This window comes from Rhodococcus sp. YH1, from assembly GCF_009939605.1.
GTDB classification, from domain to species: domain Bacteria; phylum Actinomycetota; class Actinomycetes; order Mycobacteriales; family Mycobacteriaceae; genus Rhodococcus; species Rhodococcus aetherivorans.
On sequence record NZ_WVTE01000292.1, the window covers coordinates 13,370 to 34,337 of the forward strand.

Annotated in this window: 26 protein-coding genes, 3 tRNA genes and 1 pseudogene; 29 read left to right on the forward strand and 1 reads right to left on the reverse strand. The window is 67.4% G+C overall.

Annotation, left to right across the window (positions count from 1 at the left end):
• The 8 genes from AIIKEEIJ_RS31745 to AIIKEEIJ_RS31780 form a co-directional block, all read left to right on the forward strand.
• Nucleotides 1-257, forward strand: a 257-nt coding sequence (locus tag AIIKEEIJ_RS31745) for a hypothetical protein (protein WP_161996071.1), incomplete at its 5' end; no start/stop codon positions are given.
• On the forward strand, nt 254-799 hold the full coding sequence (locus tag AIIKEEIJ_RS31750) for a DUF3310 domain-containing protein (RefSeq protein ID WP_338020966.1): 546 nt from the start codon (nt 254-256) through the stop codon (nt 797-799). The genes AIIKEEIJ_RS31745 and AIIKEEIJ_RS31750, both read left to right, overlap by 4 nt.
• Nucleotides 796-1,101: a hypothetical protein gene (locus tag AIIKEEIJ_RS31755; protein WP_161996072.1), complete on the forward strand. Its 306-nt coding sequence runs from the start codon at nt 796-798 to the stop codon at nt 1,099-1,101. Before AIIKEEIJ_RS31750 ends, AIIKEEIJ_RS31755 begins: the two co-directional genes overlap by 4 nt.
• On the forward strand, nt 1,098-1,289 hold the full coding sequence (locus tag AIIKEEIJ_RS31760; protein ID WP_161996073.1) for a hypothetical protein: 192 nt from the start codon (nt 1,098-1,100) through the stop codon (nt 1,287-1,289). The genes AIIKEEIJ_RS31755 and AIIKEEIJ_RS31760 overlap by 4 nt, the downstream gene beginning before the upstream one ends.
• Nucleotides 1,286-1,888, forward strand: coding sequence for a hypothetical protein (locus AIIKEEIJ_RS31765; RefSeq protein ID WP_161996074.1), 603 nt, complete (start codon nt 1,286-1,288; stop codon nt 1,886-1,888). The genes AIIKEEIJ_RS31760 and AIIKEEIJ_RS31765 overlap by 4 nt, the downstream gene beginning before the upstream one ends.
• A 96-nt stretch (nt 1,889-1,984) precedes the next feature.
• A tRNA-OTHER gene (locus AIIKEEIJ_RS31770) sits at nt 1,985-2,055 on the forward strand.
• Between the two features lie 218 nt (nt 2,056-2,273).
• Nucleotides 2,274-2,346, forward strand: a tRNA-Asn gene (locus AIIKEEIJ_RS31775).
• A gap of 149 nt (nt 2,347-2,495) precedes the next feature.
• Nucleotides 2,496-2,568, forward strand: a tRNA-Trp gene (locus tag AIIKEEIJ_RS31780).
• Nucleotides 2,569-2,940: 372 nt separating this feature from the next.
• On the opposite strand, the gene AIIKEEIJ_RS31785 is transcribed toward AIIKEEIJ_RS31780, so the two are convergent.
• Nucleotides 2,941-3,141, reverse strand: coding sequence for a hypothetical protein (locus AIIKEEIJ_RS31785; RefSeq protein WP_161996075.1), 201 nt, complete (start codon nt 3,139-3,141; stop codon nt 2,941-2,943).
• Nucleotides 3,142-3,438: 297 nt separating this feature from the next.
• Here AIIKEEIJ_RS31785 and AIIKEEIJ_RS31790 point away from each other — a divergent pair, with 297 nt between their 5' ends.
• From AIIKEEIJ_RS31790 to AIIKEEIJ_RS31890, 21 genes and pseudogenes are all read left to right on the forward strand, one after another.
• Complete coding sequence (locus tag AIIKEEIJ_RS31790) at nt 3,439-4,062, forward strand: hypothetical protein (protein ID WP_161996076.1); 624 nt, start codon at nt 3,439-3,441, stop codon at nt 4,060-4,062.
• Nucleotides 4,055-4,351, forward strand: coding sequence for a hypothetical protein (locus AIIKEEIJ_RS31795; RefSeq protein WP_161996077.1), 297 nt, complete (start codon nt 4,055-4,057; stop codon nt 4,349-4,351). Before AIIKEEIJ_RS31790 ends, AIIKEEIJ_RS31795 begins: the two co-directional genes overlap by 8 nt.
• Nucleotides 4,352-4,881: 530 nt before the next feature.
• Nucleotides 4,882-5,352 (forward strand): hypothetical protein, encoded by a 471-nt coding sequence (locus AIIKEEIJ_RS31800; RefSeq protein ID WP_161996078.1) that lies wholly within the window; start codon nt 4,882-4,884, stop codon nt 5,350-5,352.
• Nucleotides 5,339-6,364, forward strand: coding sequence for a terminase (locus AIIKEEIJ_RS31805; protein ID WP_161996079.1), 1,026 nt, complete (start codon nt 5,339-5,341; stop codon nt 6,362-6,364). Before AIIKEEIJ_RS31800 ends, AIIKEEIJ_RS31805 begins: the two co-directional genes overlap by 14 nt.
• Nucleotides 6,348-6,956, forward strand: a complete 609-nt coding sequence (locus AIIKEEIJ_RS31810; protein WP_161996080.1) for a terminase — start codon at nt 6,348-6,350, stop codon at nt 6,954-6,956. The genes AIIKEEIJ_RS31805 and AIIKEEIJ_RS31810 overlap by 17 nt, the downstream gene beginning before the upstream one ends.
• 12 nt (nt 6,957-6,968) lie before the next feature.
• Entirely contained in the window at nt 6,969-8,357 is a 1,389-nt protein-coding gene (locus AIIKEEIJ_RS31815) for a phage portal protein (RefSeq protein WP_161996081.1), read from the forward strand.
• Nucleotides 8,338-9,372: a hypothetical protein gene (locus AIIKEEIJ_RS31820; protein ID WP_443217110.1), complete on the forward strand. Its 1,035-nt coding sequence runs from the start codon at nt 8,338-8,340 to the stop codon at nt 9,370-9,372. The genes AIIKEEIJ_RS31815 and AIIKEEIJ_RS31820 overlap by 20 nt, the downstream gene beginning before the upstream one ends.
• Before the next feature lie 131 nt (nt 9,373-9,503).
• On the forward strand, nt 9,504-10,217 hold the full coding sequence (locus AIIKEEIJ_RS31825) for a hypothetical protein (RefSeq protein WP_202917114.1): 714 nt from the start codon (nt 9,504-9,506) through the stop codon (nt 10,215-10,217).
• A 35-nt stretch (nt 10,218-10,252) separates the two neighbouring features.
• A complete protein-coding gene (locus AIIKEEIJ_RS31830; RefSeq protein ID WP_161996082.1) occupies nt 10,253-11,149 on the forward strand; it encodes a phage major capsid protein in 897 nt (298 codons plus the stop codon).
• On the forward strand, nt 11,146-11,445 hold the full coding sequence (locus AIIKEEIJ_RS31835; protein ID WP_161996083.1) for a hypothetical protein: 300 nt from the start codon (nt 11,146-11,148) through the stop codon (nt 11,443-11,445). The genes AIIKEEIJ_RS31830 and AIIKEEIJ_RS31835 overlap by 4 nt, the downstream gene beginning before the upstream one ends.
• The gene (locus AIIKEEIJ_RS31840; RefSeq protein ID WP_161996084.1) at nt 11,442-11,855 is read left to right on the forward strand and encodes a hypothetical protein; all 414 of its coding nucleotides are present in this window, start codon (nt 11,442-11,444) and stop codon (nt 11,853-11,855) included. Before AIIKEEIJ_RS31835 ends, AIIKEEIJ_RS31840 begins: the two co-directional genes overlap by 4 nt.
• Nucleotides 11,852-12,226, forward strand: coding sequence for a hypothetical protein (locus tag AIIKEEIJ_RS31845; protein WP_161996085.1), 375 nt, complete (start codon nt 11,852-11,854; stop codon nt 12,224-12,226). Before AIIKEEIJ_RS31840 ends, AIIKEEIJ_RS31845 begins: the two co-directional genes overlap by 4 nt.
• Nucleotides 12,227-12,233: 7 nt before the next feature.
• Nucleotides 12,234-12,419 (forward strand): hypothetical protein, encoded by a 186-nt coding sequence (locus AIIKEEIJ_RS31850; RefSeq protein WP_161996086.1) that lies wholly within the window; start codon nt 12,234-12,236, stop codon nt 12,417-12,419.
• Nucleotides 12,420-12,423: 4 nt separating this feature from the next.
• Nucleotides 12,424-12,732, forward strand: a complete 309-nt coding sequence (locus tag AIIKEEIJ_RS31855) for an HK97 gp10 family phage protein (RefSeq protein ID WP_161996087.1) — start codon at nt 12,424-12,426, stop codon at nt 12,730-12,732.
• A gap of 3 nt (nt 12,733-12,735) precedes the next feature.
• On the forward strand, nt 12,736-13,179 hold the full coding sequence (locus tag AIIKEEIJ_RS31860; RefSeq protein ID WP_161996088.1) for a hypothetical protein: 444 nt from the start codon (nt 12,736-12,738) through the stop codon (nt 13,177-13,179).
• 108 nt (nt 13,180-13,287) lie between these two features.
• Nucleotides 13,288-13,860 carry a phage tail tube protein gene (locus tag AIIKEEIJ_RS31865; RefSeq protein ID WP_161996089.1) on the forward strand — a complete coding sequence of 191 codons (573 nt, stop codon included), beginning with the start codon at nt 13,288-13,290 and terminating at the stop codon, nt 13,858-13,860.
• A gap of 15 nt (nt 13,861-13,875) precedes the next feature.
• Nucleotides 13,876-14,352, forward strand: a complete 477-nt coding sequence (locus AIIKEEIJ_RS31870; RefSeq protein ID WP_161996090.1) for a hypothetical protein — start codon at nt 13,876-13,878, stop codon at nt 14,350-14,352.
• Nucleotides 14,353-14,408: 56 nt separating this feature from the next.
• Complete coding sequence (locus tag AIIKEEIJ_RS31875; protein ID WP_161996091.1) at nt 14,409-14,690, forward strand: hypothetical protein; 282 nt, start codon at nt 14,409-14,411, stop codon at nt 14,688-14,690.
• Between the two features lie 49 nt (nt 14,691-14,739).
• Nucleotides 14,740-15,075 carry a hypothetical protein gene (locus AIIKEEIJ_RS31880; protein WP_161996092.1) on the forward strand — a complete coding sequence of 112 codons (336 nt, stop codon included), beginning with the start codon at nt 14,740-14,742 and terminating at the stop codon, nt 15,073-15,075.
• A 134-nt stretch (nt 15,076-15,209) separates the two neighbouring features.
• A complete protein-coding gene (locus AIIKEEIJ_RS32795) occupies nt 15,210-20,615 on the forward strand; it encodes a phage tail tape measure protein (protein ID WP_238406434.1) in 5,406 nt (1,801 codons plus the stop codon).
• Nucleotides 20,612-20,968, forward strand: a pseudogene (locus AIIKEEIJ_RS31890) (phage tail protein); the annotation flags it as partial. The gene AIIKEEIJ_RS32795 and the pseudogene AIIKEEIJ_RS31890, both read left to right, overlap by 4 nt.

Sequence of the window (20,968 nt, forward strand, 5' to 3'; positions counted from 1 at the left end):
GAGTCAGCCGCGCGGGCTCGATCGTTGAGATGATGCAGGCCAGCGAAGAACGCGACCGCGCCGAAGCCAAGCTCCGGGACGTACAGGACCGCCTTGACAAGCTCATGCGGGATCTGCACGAGCAAGCCGAAGGGCTCGGTGAGTGGCACGACGCTACCGAGTACCTCGAATGGGCCGAGAAGGAAATTCGACTGGCGTGGCTGCGCAGCAAGGGACTCGACGAGCGCGGCAAGCCGCTGCAGGAGGATGTGAAGTGACCACCATCGGTGAAGCCCTCGACAACAACACCATCCACCGCGAAGACCAATGGGGCGCCAGCGCCGTCACCATCGGCCAAGCCCTCGACCGCGGATGGATCACCGAAGACATGCCAGCACCCGCCAAGCCCAAGCCCGACAAACTCGACGCCGCCGGCATCGACCCCGTCTCGCTCGTCGGCGGCCCGGGAAACGCGCAGAAGATCAGGGAAGCCGTGACCGGCTACCGGGGAGGGGATCCGGGAGCGGATCCGGCAGAGGAATGGGACCGGCAGGACGCTGTGCATGATGCGGTCAACCACCCCAGCCACTACACCGGATTCTCCAACGGCGCCGAAGTCATCGACATCACCGAGAACCTGACCTTCAACCGCGGCAACGCCGTCAAGTACCTCGCCCGCGCCGGCAAGAAGGGCCTGGACCTCGGGATGCCCGCGTTCGAAGCGAAACAGCTCCGCGCGAAGGAACTCGAGGACCTACGCAAGGCCGCCTGGTACGTAGCCCGCGAGATCCAGCGACTCGAGAAGGAGTCCACAGAATGAAGTGGCCGTTCACCACCAAACGCACCGCCACCGCATACGCCAGCGCTCAGGTCGAGCGCACTGCGAACGCCAACAGGGCCGAGATCGAGCGGCTCGCAGACTGCACGATCCGCGCCGAAGGCAAGGTCGATGCGGTGTGGAAGCTGCACACCCCGCCGTACCCACAGAACAAGGGCTCAGCGGTGGACGCGTACCTGAATTGGTACTGCCCGGAGTGCCGCACAGCGTGGCCGTGCGACACGGTCCAGGCAATCAAGGGCGGGAGCTACTCGCCGCTCCAGTCAGAGCGGGTGGCCGAATGACTGCGACTGTGCACCCGCTCCCCGTCCGCACCCACGCAATCGTCTCCGAAGTGCACTACGACAGCGTCGCCGGTGAATGGACCATCGTCGCCACCGAACGCGAACTACTCACACTCGCCACCCCTGACGCCCTGCCCGACTACGTGCGGGACGCCCTCCGCGCGTTTCTGGAAGGAGCCGCCGCGTGACCCTCCTCGACGACCTCAACTCCACCGCAGACATCCTCGCGAATCTCAACGCACTCGTCACCACACCCCCCGTCGTCCGCGGCGGACCCCGCATCGGATCATCCGGGCACAGCGCAGCACACCTCCCCATCAACGCCCACGCACTCGACACTGTCCGCCGGCTCACCCACCGCCTCAACCGCGAAGTCATCGAACTCAAACTGTCGGCACCGACCTTCCCGGATGATGCCCCCGGATGGACGTACACCGCTGTTCTCGCCGCGGACTGGCTCGCGGCCATGTACCGCCACGACCCCGACGGGTTCGGGGTGGAGCGTGAGCAGCGGCTGTTGGACGAGTACGCCACCGCCCGCGCCGTCATCGACGGGCCCGCGGACGCGCCGGCCGAGGTGTCGCCGCTGGTGAAGGCCGCGGTCACGCAGAAAATGGGCACCGCTGTCGAACTCGAGGAACTCACCGCACAGACCGGGGAGCGCGTGAAGGCCTCCACCATCCGCGTGTGGGCGACCCGCGGCAAGATCCGCAAGTACACGTTCGACGGCAGCACGTTGTACCTATTGGGGGAGGTGCTGGCTTGCGCCGCAGGGAAGGCGGCATGACCTGGGCTGCTACCACTATTGACTGGGTGTAACGCCTAGTGGTATAGGCTATCGCCAATCGATCAGCCCATCCATTCAAGGAATGGGCTGGTTTTCCGCCTTGTAGCTCAATGGAAGAGCTCCTCGGGTGCGCCGGGTGGACGCAGGTTCGATTCCTGACATGGCGACAAAGCGTCGGGTAGCTCCCGACGCTGGCAGTGACAGAGAGTTCGCGTACTCGACCGCGCGCAATGTGCACGACGAAGCGGGATACCGACGCCCAAGTGGGTGAGGCGAAGCCCTGGCGGGCGGACACCGTGTGCGTAGCTGCATCGTCGTGGCCCGAGCGACTACATCGAATCCGAGGTCGACGCTCGGCGGGGACTGGACATCCCCCTGCCACCTTTGGTCTGTAGCTCAATTGGCAGAGCTGGCGGCTGTTAACCGCCCGGTTTCAGGTTCGAGTCCTGACAGGCCAGCAAACGATCCCGTGCCGGTACGGCCGCCGCGGGACGGCCCGACGTTCACAGCTACGGCAGGCGTCGGGTAACCAGTGCTGATCCAGCCCAGTTGGCTGGGGTAGGCGCTAGCCGCCGTTCCTGCGCACGGCCTCACAAAGCGCGGGCATGGGTGCGTAGCTCAATGGCCAGAGCAGCGGTCTCCAAAGCCGCCGGTTCCAGGTTCAAGTCCTGGCGCATCTGCATAGACCGACAGTCCAGTCCCGCACCAGGGGCGGCTGGCAATACCTGAATCAACAGGGCGTGCGCACGATGACCCAGGGAAGCATGTGCGTGCTCGGTCATCTCTTGCCCGCAGACATCGGGCACCAGGAGAGTGAACCGCCAGCGGTGGCGGGCCGGCCTCGAAAACCGATCGGGCGTAACTGCCAGCAGTTCGACTCTGCCGCTCTCCGCGCAATGCCGCCGATCGCCACGGCCATCGACGGCATACAAACATTGACGGTGGGGCCAACAGGCGCGAAACCGTCACGCGGGCCCGCTTCCTAGGACGTGCGCGGTCCGACCTTCCGTCGCGCCGGGGCACCCGAGACCGGGTCCCCGGCGCAGACGCGACTACATCTTGTACGACCCCCGGAAGTTCGACATCCCCGGCTCCCCGCTGATGCTCGTACGACCAGTCACCATCAGGTCGGCATACCCCGACTTGCCCTCACGCTGCATGCGAGGGAACACCTCGTCCCGCAGAGCGATGTTCTCGACATCCTCGAACGGAGTGCGCGACGGCGCCTTGATAGTGAAGTGATGCTGGGTCATGGACACGTGATCCCCTAACTGCAGTAACCGACACGCCGGATTCGACGCTCCCGCCACCATAACGCACAATCCCGCCCGAGAATCACTGCGCCCCACACAGTTTCGTGCACCCACAAACCGTTGACGTGCACACCCACACAAGCCCGCCCCGACTCCCGCGACTGATCACCCGGTCGAGTCGGGGCGCCCAACTCTCGCCCCCACACACGCTCCCGCAAGAACCATCGAAAACGGCGGACGAAGCTGTGTGGGGGCGAGACACCACATCCCACACCCCACAAGACAAGGACCCACAGGGTGACCCCACGCGAAGACGGCAAGGAAGTCCTGCAAGAAGTCCACTTCCGCCCGAGCGGCAAAACACCCCCACCCGGCTACGTGGAGAACCCCAACTCGCCCGGCCAGTGGGTCACCCCGCAGTACCTCGACTGGATCCGTGACAGCCTCTCCGGTGCCGTGGCCGCACGGGCGGCTGAGGCCGAGCTCGATCCCGAGGTCAAGCGCCTCGCCGACTTCCTCGCAGTCCTGCACCTGCCCGAACACACGATCGGCGAACGCAAGGTCGCCGACCCCACCCGCGTCGAGATCCACCAATCCGCCCGCATGGCGCAATACCTCGTCGACTGCGGCTGGCGCTTCCACTCCGAACACGAGACCAAGCGCTGGGTGCCCACACCCAACGGTCCCAGCGGCGACCTCGGCATCCACATCGAACGCAACCCCGACGGCACCTGGCCCACCCCGGACCCCGAGGACTTCTACGACCCCGAGAAGATCGTCACCTCACAGGGCCGGGACGGAAGCTGGGTCGCCTCGCACCCCTGCGGCGTCTACGCCCAGGCCCCGACCAAGGCACGCGCACACGCCGACGTCGTGCAGCAGCTACTCACCAAGACCGAGGAGGCACGAGCCGATGAGTGACGACATCCAGGTGAAGGAAGCCGGCACCGGCCAGTGGACCACCCTCACCGACGCCACCTCACAGGTCGACGGCGGAATCACCATCACCATCCCCGCCACCTCCGAATTCGCCGCACGCCTCAGCGCCGCCGGGCCACGCAAGTACCTCGTCCTCATCGGCGACCTCAACCCACCCGAGGGCCGGCCCGTCCACATGCTGCACGGCGTCATCCGCAGCTGGAAGCCAGTCGGCGACAGCCTCGTCATCGACGTGCGCCCCGCCGCCACGGTCGAGGACATGCAAGGCTGATGGCACTCAAGCCCTGGCTCGCCCTGCTCGTCCGACTGCTCAGGCTCGTCCGATGAGCAGGGCCCGTAAGCGCGTATGCACCGAGCCCGGCTGCCCCGCCATCCAGCCCGAGGCCCGCTGCGCACAACACCGACGCGACACCGAACGGCGACGCGGCACCTCAACCGCACGAGGCTACGGCCAAGCCCACCGCAACCTACGCGAAGCATGGCGCCCCAAAGTCGAGGCCGGCACCACCCGCTGCGCCCGATGCGGCCGGACCATCCAACCAGGGCAGCCCTGGGACCTCGGACACGACGACCATGACCGCAGCCGCTACCTCGGACCCGAACACTCGGCCTGCAACCGAGCCACCGCCGGCCGCCGAACCCACACCTGAGGGGCAGGGGGAGGGGGTGACCCCCAACGCACCCACTCTCCCCGACCGCGGGTAAGGGCAAAAAAGTCCGCGGCGGGTTCAAAACTTTCCGGACCGGCGCAAGGCCGGCCCAACTCGGGAGGCGCAATGCCCCACTGAGGAGTGATCACGAATGACGTCTGGAGGTTCGCGCACCCGCTCCGGCCCGGCGAAGGATCCGAACTCGTTGCGGTCTGCGATGTCGCAGAAACAGGGGTCTTGGCGGACGCTGCCGACCGAACCCCCGGAGGCCGAAGCGCCACCGTGCCCGCTGCCGGAGATGTCGGTGGCGGAGTCGGAGATGTGGGAGACGTACTGGCGTAAGCCGCAGTCGATCATCTGGCGTGAGAACGGCATGGAGATCGAGGTCGCACTGCATGTGCGGCACCTGGTCGAGTCGATGGCCTCGGAGGCATCGGCCGGCGCCCGCAACCTGGTGCGCCAGCAGATGGACTCGCTCCTGCTCACGCACAAGGCGATGTCCGATGCGATGATCCGCATCGGTGTCCCGGAGGAGCCGGACGAGGACACGGCACCGAAGTCGCAGCGCCGAATGTCGGCTCGTGAGCGCCGCAAGGCCGCGAGGTCCGATGAGGCCTCCTGATCTGACCCTCGACGTCGTCCCGGACTGGATCGAGCAGCACTGCGCTGTCCCGGACGGGTTCGACGCCGGCACGATGCTGGAGTTGGTGCCCGAGCAGCTGACGTTCGTGCAGAACCACTACGCGATCCGCCCCACCGCCAAGCGTGGCGAGTTGGCGCAGGCGTTCGTCTATCGCCGCTCGCAGTTGGTTCGCGCGCAGAAGTGGGGCAAGTCCCCGCTGATCGCCGCGTTCGTGTGCGCCGAGGGTGTCGGGCCGGTCCTGTTCGACGGCTTCGCCGAGGGCGGGGAGCTCTACCGCTGCAACCAGCACGGTTGTAGTTGCGGCTGGGTGTACGAGTACGAGCCGGGTGAGCCGATGGGCCGGCCGTGGCCGACTCCGCTGATCCAGGTGACGGCGACGACGGAAGATCAGACGGACAACACCTATGGGGCGTTGCGGCCGATGATCGACCGGGGCCCGTTGTCGGAGGTCATTCCCCGCACGGGTGAGGAGTTCATCCGTCTGCCCGGTGGTGGCCGCATCGACGTGGTGACCTCGAAGGCGACCTCGCGTCTGGGCCAGCGTGTGACGTTCGTGCCGCAGGACGAGACCGGCATCTGGACGGACTCGAACGGTATGACGAAGACGGCGCGCACGCAGCGTCGTGGTCTGGCCGGTATGGGTGGCCGGGCGATCGAGACGACGAATGCGTGGGATCCGTCCGAGAACAGTGTCGCGCAGCGCACCTTCGAATCCTCCGCTGAGGACATCAACCGGGACTTCCGGCTGCCGCCGGCCGATTGGTCGTTCAAGGACAAGCGTCAGCGCCGCAGGATCCTGCAGTTCAACTATGCGGGTGTGCCGTGGGCGTTGAAGAACCTCGACGGCATCGAAGCCGAGGTCAACGAGATGATCGAGAAGGACCCGTCGGAGGCGGAGCGGTTCTTCGGGAACCGCATCGTGTACGGCGCTGGTTCGTGGCTGCGTGACGGCTTGTGGGAGGACCGGTGGGCGAATGCTGTGGCTGCCTGAACCTCCGGCCGGCACCCGCATCTCGTTGGGCTTCGACGGTTCGGAGAACAACGACTTCACCGCCATCAAGGCGGAGACGATCGACGGGCTGATCTTCACGCCCCGGTACGGGCCGGACAAGCGGCCGACGATCTGGGATCCGGCGCAGTGGGGTGATCAGATCCCTCGGGGCGAGGTGGATGCCGCGGTTGATGAGCTGTTCGACCGGTTCGAGGTGTCGCGGATGTATTGCGACCCGCAGGACTGGCGGTCGGAGATCGGGGACTGGGCGCTGCGGCACGGCGACGAGCATGTGTTCGAGTGGGCCACGAGCCGGATTCGGCAGATGTACGACTCGATCCGCCGGTTCGAAACAGACCTCGCCACCGGGCGCATCTCGCAGGACGGCTGCCCGATCACCGCGGTGCATATCGCCAATGCCCGCAAGGTCGCGAAGCCGGGGCAGAAGTACATCCTCGGCAAGCCCGCCGACCACCAGAAGATCGACGCCGCGATGGCGTCCATTTTGGCGCACGAGGCCGCATCCGATGCCCGCGAGGCCGGATGGGCGAAGGAATCCGCAGTGGACAGACGAGTGATCGTGTTCCGATGAGGGGGTGAAGAGATGGCAGAGCTAGGCGATGACCAGAAGAAGGTCTTCGATTCCCTCTCGGATGAATTGAACAAGCTGGCGCCCGATTTCGAGTTGCTGGACAAGTACTACGACGGGCAGCAGACCTTGCAGCAGCTCGGGTTGGCGATTCCGCCGGACCTGTTGCAGTTCACGGTGATCGTGAACTGGCCGCGCATCGCGGTCGATGGTGTGAACGAGCGTCTCGAGCAGAAGGGGTTCCGGCTGCCGGGGGCCGATGGACGGGCGCAGGACCTGTGGAATATGTGGCAGCGGGCCCGCATGGTCGAGCAGTCCTCGATGGCGCGTGCCGACTACCAGATATTCGGACGTACCTACGCCTGCATCGGCTCGAACGAGGATGACCCGTCGACGCCGATCGTGACGGTGGAGTCGCCGCGCAACGTGATCACGAAGCGTGATCCGCGCACCGGGAAGGTGTCGGCGGCGCTGCGTCTGTACGACGTGCAGAACGGGCAGCCTACCGCCTCGACCCTGTACCTGCCGGAGGAGACGGTCTATCTGTCGTCGTCGGGTGGCGGCTGGTCGATCGATGAGAAGGACGAGCACAACCTTGGCGTGGTGCCGGTGGTGCCGACGTTCCGGCGGCGGCGTACGCAGATCCCTTCGCATCGCACCGGTCAGGGCGTGTCGGCGATGGCTGACGTCATCCCGATCACTGACTCAGCGGCCCGGGTGATCACGAACGCGCAGGTTGCACAGGAAACACACGCGGTGCCGCAGCGGTACGCGTTGGGTGTGACCAAGGGCGACTTCGTCGACCAGGACGGCAATCCGCTGCCGGTGTGGGAGGCGTACTTCGGGTCCGTGTGGGGCTTGGCCAACCAGGACGCGAAGGTCGGCAACCTGTCGTCGTCGGACATGTCGAACTTCGAGCGGATGGTTGAGTTGTACGCCCGGCTCGCGTCGGGTGTGTCGTCTCTGCCGCCGAACTACTTCGGGCTTTCCGCTGACGATGCAGCATCCGCCGATGCGATCCGCTCGCGTGAGGCGAAGCTGGTCAAGTCCGCCGAGATGGACCAGCAGGCCCTCGGTCATGCGGCCGTCGAAACGCTCCGCATCATGGTGAAGATCCGGGATGGCGCGAACGCCGACCCGCTCGACGGTCTCGAGTCCCTGTGGTACGACGCGGCGACCCCGACGGTGGCGCAGCGCACCGACGCGGTGGTGAAGCAGTACACCGCCACCGACGGCCGCGGCCTGTCCCTCCTCCCCGCCGAGGCGGCCTGGGAAGAACTCGGGAAGTCGCCGACGGAGATCGAGCGACTCAAGGACATGCGGGCGCGTGACATGGAGGACCCGCAGTTGGATCGGATCACGCGCACATTCAACGATGTGACCGGTGGCAATGCTGCCGCCTGAGGCCGGGCGTTACTGGGCGGACCAGCAGCGCACCACCGCCGCCCTGGTGATAATGATCCGCCGGCTGTGGCGGCGCATGGGCAGTGACTTCGACGCCTCGTGGCAGATGATCGAACCGATCTTGCTGATGTCCGTCCTGCAGGCGCAGGAGAGCATCGCAGTTCGGTCTGCCGCGTTCATCCCCGAGGTCGTCGACGCCCTGAACATCGACGTCGCGCCGGAGGGGGCGATCGTGCCGGACGCGGTCGTCGGGGTGACCGGAGACGGACGCCCCGTCGACGCATTGCTCGCGGGCGGCCCTATCGCCGCGAAACGCGCCATCACCGCGGGCGCCACTGAGACTGTCGCTCTCGAGACCGGTGGGCGGTGGCTCGAACTTGCGGTGAAGACCCTCATATCGGACACCGGGCGGGCCGTCGAATCGGTCGGTGTCGCCGCCCGGCCGGGCGTCGGGTACGTGCGGATGCTCAACCCGCCGTCGTGCTCCCGGTGCGTGATCCTCGCCGGACGGTTCTACCGCTACAACCGCGGGTTCCTGCGCCACCCTGGATGCGACTGCCGGCACATTCCGTCCCGCGAGTCGATGGCAGGGGACCTGCGGATCGACCCGGACCGCTACTTCCACAGCCTCCCTGCGTCCGAGCAGGACCGGATCTTCACCAAGGCGGGCGCCGAGGTGATCCGCGAGGGCGCCGACATCAACCAGGTGGTCAACGCCCGCTCCGGCATGTCGACAGCACAGACGAACCTCGCCGGGTGGATCCCGAAGGGCCGACTGTCCCGCACCGAGGTGTACGGGCAGATGGTCGAGACCACCACCGCCGGAATCACCCGCCGCGGTGTCGCCTACCGGGCGATGAGCCGCGCCGGGTACGCGCAACGACAAACCGACGTCCGAACCGGACGGTACTTCCAAGCCCGGGCGCCGCGGCTGATGCCGGAGTCGATCCTACGACTCGCCGACGACCGCGCCGATGCGATCCGGCTGCTGAAACTGTACGGCTACATGACCTGATTCCCGCTCGAATCACCCACCGACCCAGAGGACCCCGAACTGCGGCATTCCGCTTCGTGGCCCTGTGTCATGCCCCGATTCCCCTGCCCGCAACGGGTGGGACCGACCTCTCGCAAGGAGAGACCACTCCCATGAAGAACACTCGTCTTCCCCTCTGGATGATCCCCGGTGTCGAGTTCACCCGCGGCGGTCTGGCATCGCGGAAGTTCCCGATGCGTGACGGCGACGGCCACCCGAACGGCGACGCCGTCGACAACGACGACGAGGCTGGCACCGACGGTGTCGGCGACGAAGACCAGGACTCCGACGTCGACGTCGATACGGACACCGGGGAGGACGACGACGAGAACCCCGACGGCGCCGACCAGCTCGGCGACAAGGGCAAGAAGGCCCTCGACGCCATGAAAGCCAAGTGGCAGGCGGAGAAGGCGAAGCGCGTCGCCGCCGAGAGCCGCGTCGCCGAACTCGAAACCGGCGACGACGAGAACGCGCAGGCGCAGCGCCAGGCCGACGCCGCGGCACTGGCGAAGGCGAACGCCCGCATCGTCAAGGCAGAGGTGCGCGCCGCCGCCGCCGGGAAACTGTCCGACCCGGCCGACGCCTTCCGATTCCTCGACCTCGACGACTTCGAGGTCGACGACGACGGCGATGTCGACCAGGACGAGATCGCCGCCGCGATCACCGATCTTCTGGAACGCAAGCCCTACCTCGCTGCGTCCAGTTCCGACGGCACGCAACGTGCCTCGAAGAGCCCGAAGCCTGACCGCTCGCAAGGAGCCGGAGGTAAGGGCAAGGCCACCCCGCAGCAGGACTTCGAGTCCGCGATTGGCCGGCTCCTCTCCTGATCCACCCCTTTTGACTGAAAGGACGCGAGTCCATCATGGCTCCCTCGAACATCAACCGCGGCACCAGCGGAATCGTCCTGCCCAAGACCGTCTCGAACGAGATCTGGCAGAACACGCAGAACCAGTCGATCGTGCAGCAGCTGTGCCGCCAGATCCCCCTGCCCGGTGGTGGCGTCGACGTGCCGATCATCACCGGTGACCCGGTCGCCGCGTGGACCGCGGAGACCGAAGAGAAGCCGGTCAGCCGGTCCACCTTCGGGTCGAAGAACATCAAGGGCTACACCCTCGCGGTGATCGAGCCCTTCTCGAACCAGTTCAAGCGCGACCTGCCGGGCCTGTACAACGCGCTGGTGCAGCGTCTGCCCGGTGCGCTCGCGAAGACGTTCGACCAGACCGCTCTCGGGTTCGCAGCGTCCCCCGGGTCCGGCTTCGACACCCTCGCTGGTGCGCCCACCGCGTCGGTCTCCACCAACTTCTACGACGGCATCCTCGCCGGTCTCGGGGCGGTCGCCGCGAACGGTGGTGACGTCACCGCATGGGCCCTGTCCGGTCAGGGTGAGATCGCCGCGCTCGGAGCGAAGGACGGCAACGAGCGCCCGATCTTCATCGACTCGGTGACCACGCAGGGCTCGGTCGGCAACATGCTGGCCCGCCCCGTGTTCAAGACCCCGAACGCGTACAAGGCCGGTGCCGCCGGCTCGCCCGGCACCCCCGAGACCATCGGTTTCGGCGGCGACTGGAGCTCCGCGGTGTGGGGCTACGTCGAGGGCATCCGCATCGACATCGCCGACCAGGCCACCCTCAACGACGGCGGAACCGCGCTGAACCTGTGGCAGCGCAACATGTTCGCCGTGCGCGCCGAGGTCGAGGTTGGCTTCGCCGTGCGCGACGTCAACCGCTTCGTCCGGATCACCGGAGCCACCCCCGCGTGATCACCCTCCGGCTCCCCTACGGCGGAGGGTCGATCACCGTAGCTGACGACGTCGCCGACCGGTACCTGTCCCAGGGATGGGTGCAGGTCGGCGCGGCGCAGCCCGCCACCGTGTCCCGGCCGCTTCCGGACCCGCCCCCACGCACAGGCAAGGGGTCCGGGGTGAAGGAGTGGCAGAAGTACGCCCTCGCTCTCGGCATTGCGTCCCCAGAGGACGCTGAGGCCACCCGAGACGAGATCATTGCCCGCATCGAGGCCGCCGGGTTCGCGGTCGATCGCACCGGTGACGGTGCATGACCGCGCCGCTGCAGACGCTCGTCGAGACGACTGACGTCGAGGCCCGGCTGGGGGAAACCCTGGCCGGGCCCGAGCTCATCCAGGTCAACTCGCTGATCGAACTCGCATCGGAGAAGCTGCGCACCCCGGCCGCACGCGCAGTCATCGGCGACATCGACGAGAGAATCACCGACGGCACCCTCCGAATCGGGCTGGTGCGAGGAATCCTGGTCACCGTCGTGCACAGGGCATTCGATGCCCTGCGCGTCGGAACACGCGTCCGCTCCGAGCAGTACCCGGAGATCCAGACGACCTACGCCGACCCGGACCAAGGGCTGGTGTACTTCACCGACGAGGAGATGGCGTCGCTCGCCCCCGAGCCGGACGCGTCCGCCGCCGGTGGCGCCTTCACGATTCGGCTCGGCCGATGAACCGCCTACCCGAGTCGTGGACGCTGCTCGTCGACAACCCACCGACGCAGGACGACTCGACCGGCAACCGCATCCCGTCCCCACCGACGGAGATCCACTGGACCGGGCTGCTGCAACAGCGGCAGCTCTCCGCCGCATCCGTCGATGCCGGCAACACCGAGTTCGAAGCCGGGCACGTGGTGTCGTCGTACCTCCTGCTGCTCGATCCCGGCATCCCGGTCCTCCCCGGCCGGCGGGACCGGTTCCGCGACGACCAGAACGTCATCTACCAGATCGAAGGCACCCCGCGAGTACGGCGCCCGGCTCGGGGCTCGCGTCGACCTGCCTACATCGCCGCCAACGTGCGCCGTGTATCCGACATGAAGGAGTGAGCCAGACATGGCCGAAGCGAAGAAACCCACCAACAAGATCGTCAGCTACACCGACGACGCCGGCAACACCCACTGGGCGTCCGAGGACTCGAAGGCCTACCAGCAGCACCTGAGCGCGCAGGAGGCGAAGAAGGCGAAGCCGGTGAGCGCCACCACGACCGGCGCCGCGGCGAAGTCCGACGGCAAGTCCTGACGTCGTGGCGAATCGGATCACCGTCTACGGCGATCGCGCCCGCAGGGAAGCGCGCGCGCTCTCGTTCGACGGCAGGGTCGAGATCGCCCGCAAAGCCGCCGCCGACGCACGCTCTGCTGCGCCGGTCTACACCGGCGAATACCGGGACGGCATCGACGTCGAGGTCCAAGGAGACCGCGTCTTCGTCGTCGACAACGACGACGAGTCGATCTTCAAGGAGTACGGCACCAGTGACACCCCGGCCCATGCGTCGGTGACCGACGCCGCACGCCAGTACGGCCGCTACTCCGGCTGGCAGCCGAGAGGGGGATAGTCGATGGCCATGCCGTTCGCGCCCGGCGCCGCCCGGGCATTCCTCACCGGGCAGCCAGGGTTCGTCGCACTCGTCCCTGCGGAGAACATCGCCACCCGCGACCTTCCCGAGGAGATCACCGGCCCGTGCGTGACGATCCGTTCGCCGGGCAACGTCGGCGGCGACCCCATGCTGCGCCGCCCGATGATCCAGGTCGACGCGTGGGTGCCGAAGCTGGAAATCCTCGGCGGCAACATCGATCCCGACGAAGTCGCGTGGAACATCGCAGCCCTGGCCGGTGAACTCATCGGGAAGGCCCGCACCATCCGGTTCCGCAACGCGGCCTGGTCCGGCAAGTGGGTGGACGGGCCGATCACCTTTCCGCCCGACGTCAAACGCGGACCGGACTTTCCGCTGTTCCGCGCGACCATCCGCGCCGAACTGAAGATGCGGATCAACCCCGCCTGACGCCACTCGGCGTCTCTCATTCGTCCCGCCCCGGGGTGCCTGCCGGACACGCCCTGGGCGGGACTTTCCATTGCTCACCGCCGGTGAGCTGACCTCAGGAGGTAACCCGTGAGCACTTTCGCGGATCCCAACAAGGCATTCGTCTGGCTCGACGGCGACATCTTCCGCGCCCCGGCCGGCACCGCCATCCCCACCGACCCGTTCGCCGCCACGGTCACCAGCGGCACGAGCCCGGTCGTGAACTGGGACGCCTTCGGTGGCGTCGAGGCCGGGTTCAACGTCGACCCCAAGCGCGACCTCAAGCCCCTCACCGTCTGGAACCGGCGCACGTCGCCGTACAAGTACGTCAAGGGCGTGCTCGAGGAGCGCATCAAGTTCCGGGCCGTCGACTTCTCCAAGGCCACCGCGCTGACCGCCCTGCAGGGCGGCACCATCGAAGAGATCGGCACCAGCTCCGGCATCTTCCGCTGGAACCCCGGCCAGGACGAGGAGTTCGCCGCCCTGTTCCGGGTCGTCGACGAGACCGGCAGCGCCGGGTTCTACGTCGAGAAGGCCACCCTGGCCACCCCGCCCCCGCGGGTGTTCGGCGGTGAGACGCTCGACGGCTTCGAGTTCGAGCTCCTTGCGCTGAGCGAGGTCGTCCCGCTGACCGACTTCAACCCCCTCGTCACCACCCCCTGATAGGAGCTACACCCCATGTCCGGCACCCCGAAGAAGAACGCCCACCGTGAGGCTCCGGTTTCCGCTCCGGAGCCTGCGGTGGAGCGGTTCGACATCCTCACCGAACTCGCCATCGACGGCGGCGCTCCGCAGCCGATCACCCTGCGTGGGGTGGACGCCGAAGTTCGGTGCACCTACACCGGCGACGAGGCCGCACGATTCCACGCTCTCGTCGCCAAGAACGAGTTGCGCGACGCGCTGGATCTCATCACCGACGGCAAGGGCCAGCAGATCTGGGACGCGGTCGCTGACCTCCCGTCTACCATCGTCGCGCGCCTGCTCAACAAGGTCATCTCCCTTTCCGGGCTGTCGGAGGGGGAATTGCGGCCGCTCTCGCCTCCCTCCTCCGAGAGGATGGCTGGCGCGGTGCTCTCACAGGCTGTCGCCGATGGTTTGGCCTCGACCTCCGCCGAGCGCTCCGAGAACTCGACTGGCGCGACTGCGGCCGCCTGATCCTCGACGCCGCCGAACGCGAGGCTCAGGCCGGCCGCGACGCCGAGAATCTCGCGATGTTCGTCGACCGGATCGACTACTGGCTCACCAGCGAGTACCGAAGCTGGATCACCGACCCGAATGATCCCCAGGTCAAACAGGAACGGGAGATGCAACGTCGCAGCGGCCGCAGGCCACCGCCGATGCCGCTGATACCGCCGGTGGCCCTGCGTCCGGCGGACATCGCCGAGCTTCGGCGCAGGCAATACGCCGACGCAGTCGCCGCCCATGCGCCGGAGTCGGGCGAACGAAAGATCAGCAGCGCCGCAGATTTGAAGCGGCTTCTCGTCGGACGGTAAGTGCGACAGGCTCTGCTGCGCTGTGCGCGAGTCTGACATGATTCGCCCCATGAGAAAGCGGATGTGGGTGGCGGCGGCGGTCGGTCTCGTCGCGGTGGGATGCAGCTCATCGCCCCAAGGGCCGAGCCCGGAAGAGGAGCGACAGCGACTGTGCGAGTCCTTCGCGCAGATCACCCCAGGCGTCTACGAGAATCGGAAGAACCTCGACATCTTGGCAACCCCTGGGATCTCGAGTTCCGAGCGGGTGGCTGCCCTGCGGGATCAGATGGACATGCAGGCAGGCAACGGCCGATCCCGCCCGTACGACTGCAACTCTCCGGCCGACCAGGAGTTCTTCGATGACTTCGTCCGCTCGCAAGATGACGGCCAGCAGGACGCTGGCTGACAGCCTGCCATCGCGGTAGACGCCTGGAAGGGCGTGGAGCGGCGGTCCATGACAACTGAATAGCAATTGATGTAGGAGACCCCGGAAGGCGTGATGCCTCCGGGGTCTCTGCATTCTCGCGTGAGGAGAAAGCCATGGCCGGCGGACGCATCGACGTCGAAGTCGCACCCGATCTGCGGCATTTCCCCGCGCAGCTCGAATCCGGGATGCGCGGGGCGATGGGTGTCGCCACGAAGATCGGCGGCGCACTCGGGGTGGCCCTGAGCGTCGGAGCCGGTGCGAAGGCGGTCCTCGACCTGGGCAACAGCTTCACCAACGAGCTCAACACTCTGCAGGCTGTGTCGGGTGCGACCGCGGACCAGTTGCAGAAGGTCCGGGACGCGGCGATGGGGCTCGGCAACGACGCGTCGTTGGCGGACACCTCGGCGACGGACGCTGCGGCGGCGATGACCGAACTCGCCAAGGGCGGGTTCTCGGTCGATCAGGCCATGGGCGCGGCCCGCGGCACCCTGCAGCTCGCCGCGGCGGCGCAGATCGATGCGGCCTCGGCGGCGACCATCCAGTCGCAGGCCCTGCAAGCGTTCGGGCTGGACGCCGACTACGCTGCCAAGGCCGCCGATGTTCTCGCCAACGGTGCGAACGCCTCGTCGGCGGAGATCACCGACGTCGCGCAGGGTCTACAGCAGGCCGGTGCGGTGGCGAACCAGTTCGGTCTCACGCTCGAGGACACCGTCGCCGGTCTCGGCCTGCTGGCCAACGCAGGTATCCAGGGCAGTGACGCCGGCACTCTGATCAAATCCACCCTGCTTGCGCTCACGGACACGGGGAAGCCGGCGCAGGCCGCGATCCGCGACCTCGGACTGGAGGTGTACGACGCGCAGGGCCGGTTCGTCGGTCTTGGTTCGCTGTTCGAACAGCTCGAGGACGCCGCCGGGCAGATGACGCCGGAGCTGTACCAGGCGGCGACGGCGACTCTGTTCGGGTCCGACGCTATGCGCCTGGCCGGTATCGCCGCCGATGATGGGGCGGCCAAGTGGGACACGATGCGGGAGGCGATCGACCGGCAGGGCTCTGCCGCCGAGGTTGCCGCGTCCAAGACCCAGGGTCTTCCTGGGGCGATGGCTGGTGTGCAGAATGCGGCCGAAGGTCTCGCCCTGTCGATCTACGACGTTGTCGACGGGCCGCTGCAGTCCTTCGCCACCAAGGGCGCGGAGTTCATCACCGCTGCCGCACCGCAGATCGTGTCTGGTCTTAGCAGCGTGGTCGACATCGCGGGCGAGGTCGGCTCCGCCTTGGCGCCGGCCGCCGGTGTGGTCGGAGACCTGGCCGCCGCGTTCCTCGAACTTCCCGCGCCGATCCAGCTCGCGGTCGCCGGTATCGCCAGCATGAAGGCGTTCGGTGGCGACGACAGGATCGGCACCTGGGTCGACGGAATCAAGGACAAGTTCGAGGGCTTCCGGGAGCAGATGGACGCTGTCCGTCTGGCCATGGCCGAATCGCAGCTCGAATCCGAGGGCTACGACCTTTCGGGTGAGACGCAGAGCGTGGAGCAGCTCGGGGTCCTGCTGGCGGAGAACGAGGAACAGATCTCCGACGTGGCCGCGGCGTGGTCCACGCTCGAGGCGCGTTCCCCGGCGATCGCTCGGATGGGCGAATCCTACCGGGGTGTGACGGCGCGATCCGCTGAGTTCGCGCAACGCCAGCGGGAAGCCGCGACCGAGTCGGGCCGGATGGTGGGGGCACTCCGCAATGCGGGCGCCGCGGCCGTCACGTTCGGTGGACGCGTCGGAGGTGTTGCCGCAGCTGGCCTGTCGGGCATGCGGTCCGCGGCCGGCAACGTGATCTCGGCGTTCGGCGGTCCGTGGATGGTCGGTCTCGCAGCAGCGGGCATGGCCGTCTCCGGCATCATCGCCGAGGTTCAGCGAGCCGAACGGCAGAACACCCTCCTGTCCGATGCCACCGAACGAGCCGCTGCCTCCCAGCGCGATCTGGCCAAGGCATTCGTCGAATCCAAGGGCCTGATCACGGACGACGTCCTCGCGGTCGCCACAGAGTCCATCACGAAGTTCCGCGAGGAACAGGAACAACTCGCCGACACCGCCCCGGCCTGGTATGCGGGTGTCGTCGAAAAGTGGAACGACATGCTCGGCTCGTTCAACGGGGAAGAGCAGCGCGGCCGGCAGATGCTCGCAGAAGACCGTGAGGTCGCCGGCCGAGCAGAACGAATCAGCAACGCGCTCAACAGCCTGGGGATGGAGAGCGACGAGCTGGCCTCCACGCTGGCCGGATCGCGGTCCGGCTGGGACATCTTCATCGACGGTATCGACCAGTCGACCGAAGGCGGAGCCGAACTCGTCGCGTCCCTGCAGGGGCAGCGTGAAGAATTCGAACGCACGCAGCGAGTCGCGCAACAGATCGAACCCGAGTATCTGGCGATCCGCGATGCGATCGAGCAGATCGCCGAGAGCGCCGGCAACTCGGAGCAGAAGGTCGCTGGTCTCAAGCGGATCCTCGACATCCTCGCCGGTGGGCAGGTGTCCTACACCGAGGCGCTCGACGAGTACAACCAGACGATCATCGATGTTGCCGAGTCGACGCAGCAGGTGGTGGACCAGTCTCAGGGCTATGGCTCGGAGCTGATCGCCCAGAACGGCACCCTGGCCACGAACACCAAGAACGGCCAGGCACTGTCGGCGACGCTGCGTGATCTCGCTGACGCCAGTGTCGAGGTCGCCGAAGCTGCCTACCAGCAGGCCATCACGGATGGGTCCACCGTCCCGGAGGCGCAGGCCAAGGCGCGTGAGGCGATGGCGCAGACCGAACTACAGCTGGCCGCGCTCGCCGAGCAGTACAACGTGCCGATCGAGAAGGTCCGCGAATTCGCCGCGGCGCGCGGGTACCTGCCCGAGGATCTGATCTTCCACCTCGCGGTGGAGGGCGCCGACGAGGTGACCAAGAAGCTCGTCGAGGTGCGCGATCAGCTGATCCGGGACCCGGACAACGTGATCAAGCTGCCGATCGACGACGAGGGCGTCAAAGAGGTACTGCGCGGGGTCGGTCTGCAGCTCAGGGACCTGCCGGACGGGATCGTGGAGATCAAGGCGGACAGCGAGCTGGCCGTCGCGGGTCTCGAGCAGGTGATCCGCAAGACCCTCGAAACCGGCGGGACCATGGCCGATGTCAAGGTCACCGCCGACACCACCGAGTTCGACCTCAACGTCGATCAGGCGAAAGCACTGATCGCCCAACTCGACGCCGAGGAGGCCAACCCTGCCGTCGGGGCGATCTTGGACAAGCTCAAGGAAGGCAAGGCGATCACCCTCGCCGACCTGCAGGAGCTGGACAAGTCCACCGCCACGCCGGAGGTCAAGGCGGCCGTCGCTCAGGCCATCGCGGACCTGGATTCCGTACAGATCCACCTGGCCGGGATCAAAGACAAGAACGTCAACGTCACGATCAACATCGACGAGGTCCGCCGAACTGCATCGACCTACGGCGCCGGCTCCCGGCAGGCGCTCGACGCGGCGGGCCTGACAGGCATGTCCCCCGACGAGTACGAGCGGATCTTCGGACGACGACCACCTGGACGTGAGCGCGGCGGCCGGATGCCGACCACCGGGCCGGGCACCGAGACCACCGACGGGATCTACGCGGTCGATCCGAGCGGCATGCCGATCGCGATGGTCGACGGCGGCGAATGGGTCATCCGCAGCGAGATGTCCGACAAGTACGACCGCGAGCTGGCGATGATGAACGCGGGCACGTTCCCGAAGCTGCCCGGCTTCGAGACCGGCGGCCGCATCGCGGTCAACCGGGCCACGTCGTACCTGAGCGGGGAGGACGGCAAGGAGTACCAGTACGGCGGTGTCGGTTCACCGTCGTGGGACTGCTCCGGCTACGTCTCGGCCGGCTACGCGATGCTCACCGGCCGGGATCCGAACACGCGCTGGTTCACCACCGAGTCCGATTTCAACGCTCTCGGCTTCGAGGACGGGCCAGGTCCGCGGTCGGCGCTGAACATCGGCGTCATGCGTGGCGGCGGCGGCATGTACTCGCACATGGCCGCCACCCTCGACGGCATCCCGTTCGAGTCGGGCGGCGCCGGCGTCGTCTTCGGCCACTCCACTCTCGGCGCGGACGATCCGAACCTGCCGCTGAAGTGGCACCTGCCGGTGTCGGCGTTCGTCCCACCTGGGGACGAGTCGTCGGCCGGTGGCGGGTACGAGCGGCGGCGGCCGCGTAACCGGGAGACGTGGGACGAGCAGGACGATCTGAAGCTCGATTCGGCGCGGATCGCGGTGCAGCAGGCGATCGAGAGTCGCGACAAGGCGATGAACGATCCGAAGAAGTCGCAGGCCGACAAGGACCAGGCCGAGAACAAGGTCGCCCAGGCCGAGGCGAAGGTCCGCGAGCTCGAGGAGAAGAAGCGCGCCGCCGAGTCGGGGGCGTCGATCTCGCCCGAGGCGCCGGAGCTGCTGACCAACCTGACCGACGAGGAGCTGCGGCTGCGCAGCCTCGAACGCGCGGTCGACGAGGCGCGGTGGGATCGCAACGACGTCTACGCAGATCCGGAGTCGACGAAGTTCGAACGCGACGAGGCCGACGACAAGCTGCAGACCGCGATCAACGCGCTGCGTGAGGAGCAGGTCGAGCAGCGCGACGAGCTCGCGCCCGCGGCCCCGGCGTTGCGGGGCCGGATGACCGACGATCAGATCCGGCTCGTCGAGCTCGAGCAGGCGGTGAAGGAGGCCGAGCAGGACCGCAACGCGGTTTACGCCGATCCGCGCTCGACCGACGACGAGCGCCTGGCCGCCGACCTCGACCTGCAGAAGGCCCTCAACGCACGCGACGAGGGCCGCAAGGGCGGATCCGGCTCCGGGTCGGGTGTGAAGTCGCTCGGCGCGGTCGGCCTCGAACTCGCCGAGGTCTTCGCCGGCGGCGTCCTCGAGACCTTCGGGCTCGAGGACTCGCCGCTCGGGTTCGTGCCGAAGCTGTTGTTCGGCTCCGGAGACATCGGCGGCCCGCTGCTGGAGGGCATCGGCACGACCGGCATCCCGGCGATGATCGCCCAGCAGCAGGTCGGTCCGGCGGTCGCCCCGACGTTCTCCGATGCGGAGATCGCCACCCAGGGCCCGGTCGTACCGGGCTCGCCGGGCTGGCTCGAAGAGCTGGTGAACAGCCTCCGTATCCCGGCGGTGCTCCGCGATGCCGGTGGTCCGCTGCCGCACGGCATGGCCGGACTGAACCTCTCCGGTGAGACGGAGTGGGTGCAGACCGCCGAGGACAAGCGCCGCTACGACCGGGACATGCGGGAGTTGGCGGCGCTGCGGGCGGGCGCGTCCGGCGCGAGCGGGGCGGCGCTCGAACAGTTGGGGCAGCGGCAGGAGTCGCTGCTGAAGTCGCTCGGTCAGCTCGCCACCCGGCGAGGTCACACGATCAACGCCTACGGCATGGATCCGGACAAGGTCGGCCGGCAGATCGAGCAGGTGCTGCGGCGCGATTCGCTGGCGCAGATGAGCATGGGAGGTCTGCCCGGGTGAACATCCTCGAGTTCGACGATACGAAGCTGCTGTGGATCGGCCCGCCGAAGCTGGACGGCACCCCGGGCAGGACCTACCACCTGTCCGGGGTGAACTCCGGGACCGAAGGAGTGTTGCTGTCGGATCATCCGGACGGGTTCGAGTTCGGTCCGACGAGCCTGCTCCGCTCGAAGGGCGCCAAACAGGACGGCGCCACGTTCCTGCGGTCGGTGCGTGACGAACGCGAGATCCGTTTCAACGTCCACGTGTTCGGGCGCACCGCCCGTGAGGCGATGGCGGTGCGCACCGGCTGGTTCCGGTCCTGGGAGACCGACCGGCCGGGTCACCTGTGCTTCTACTCGCAGAACCTCGGG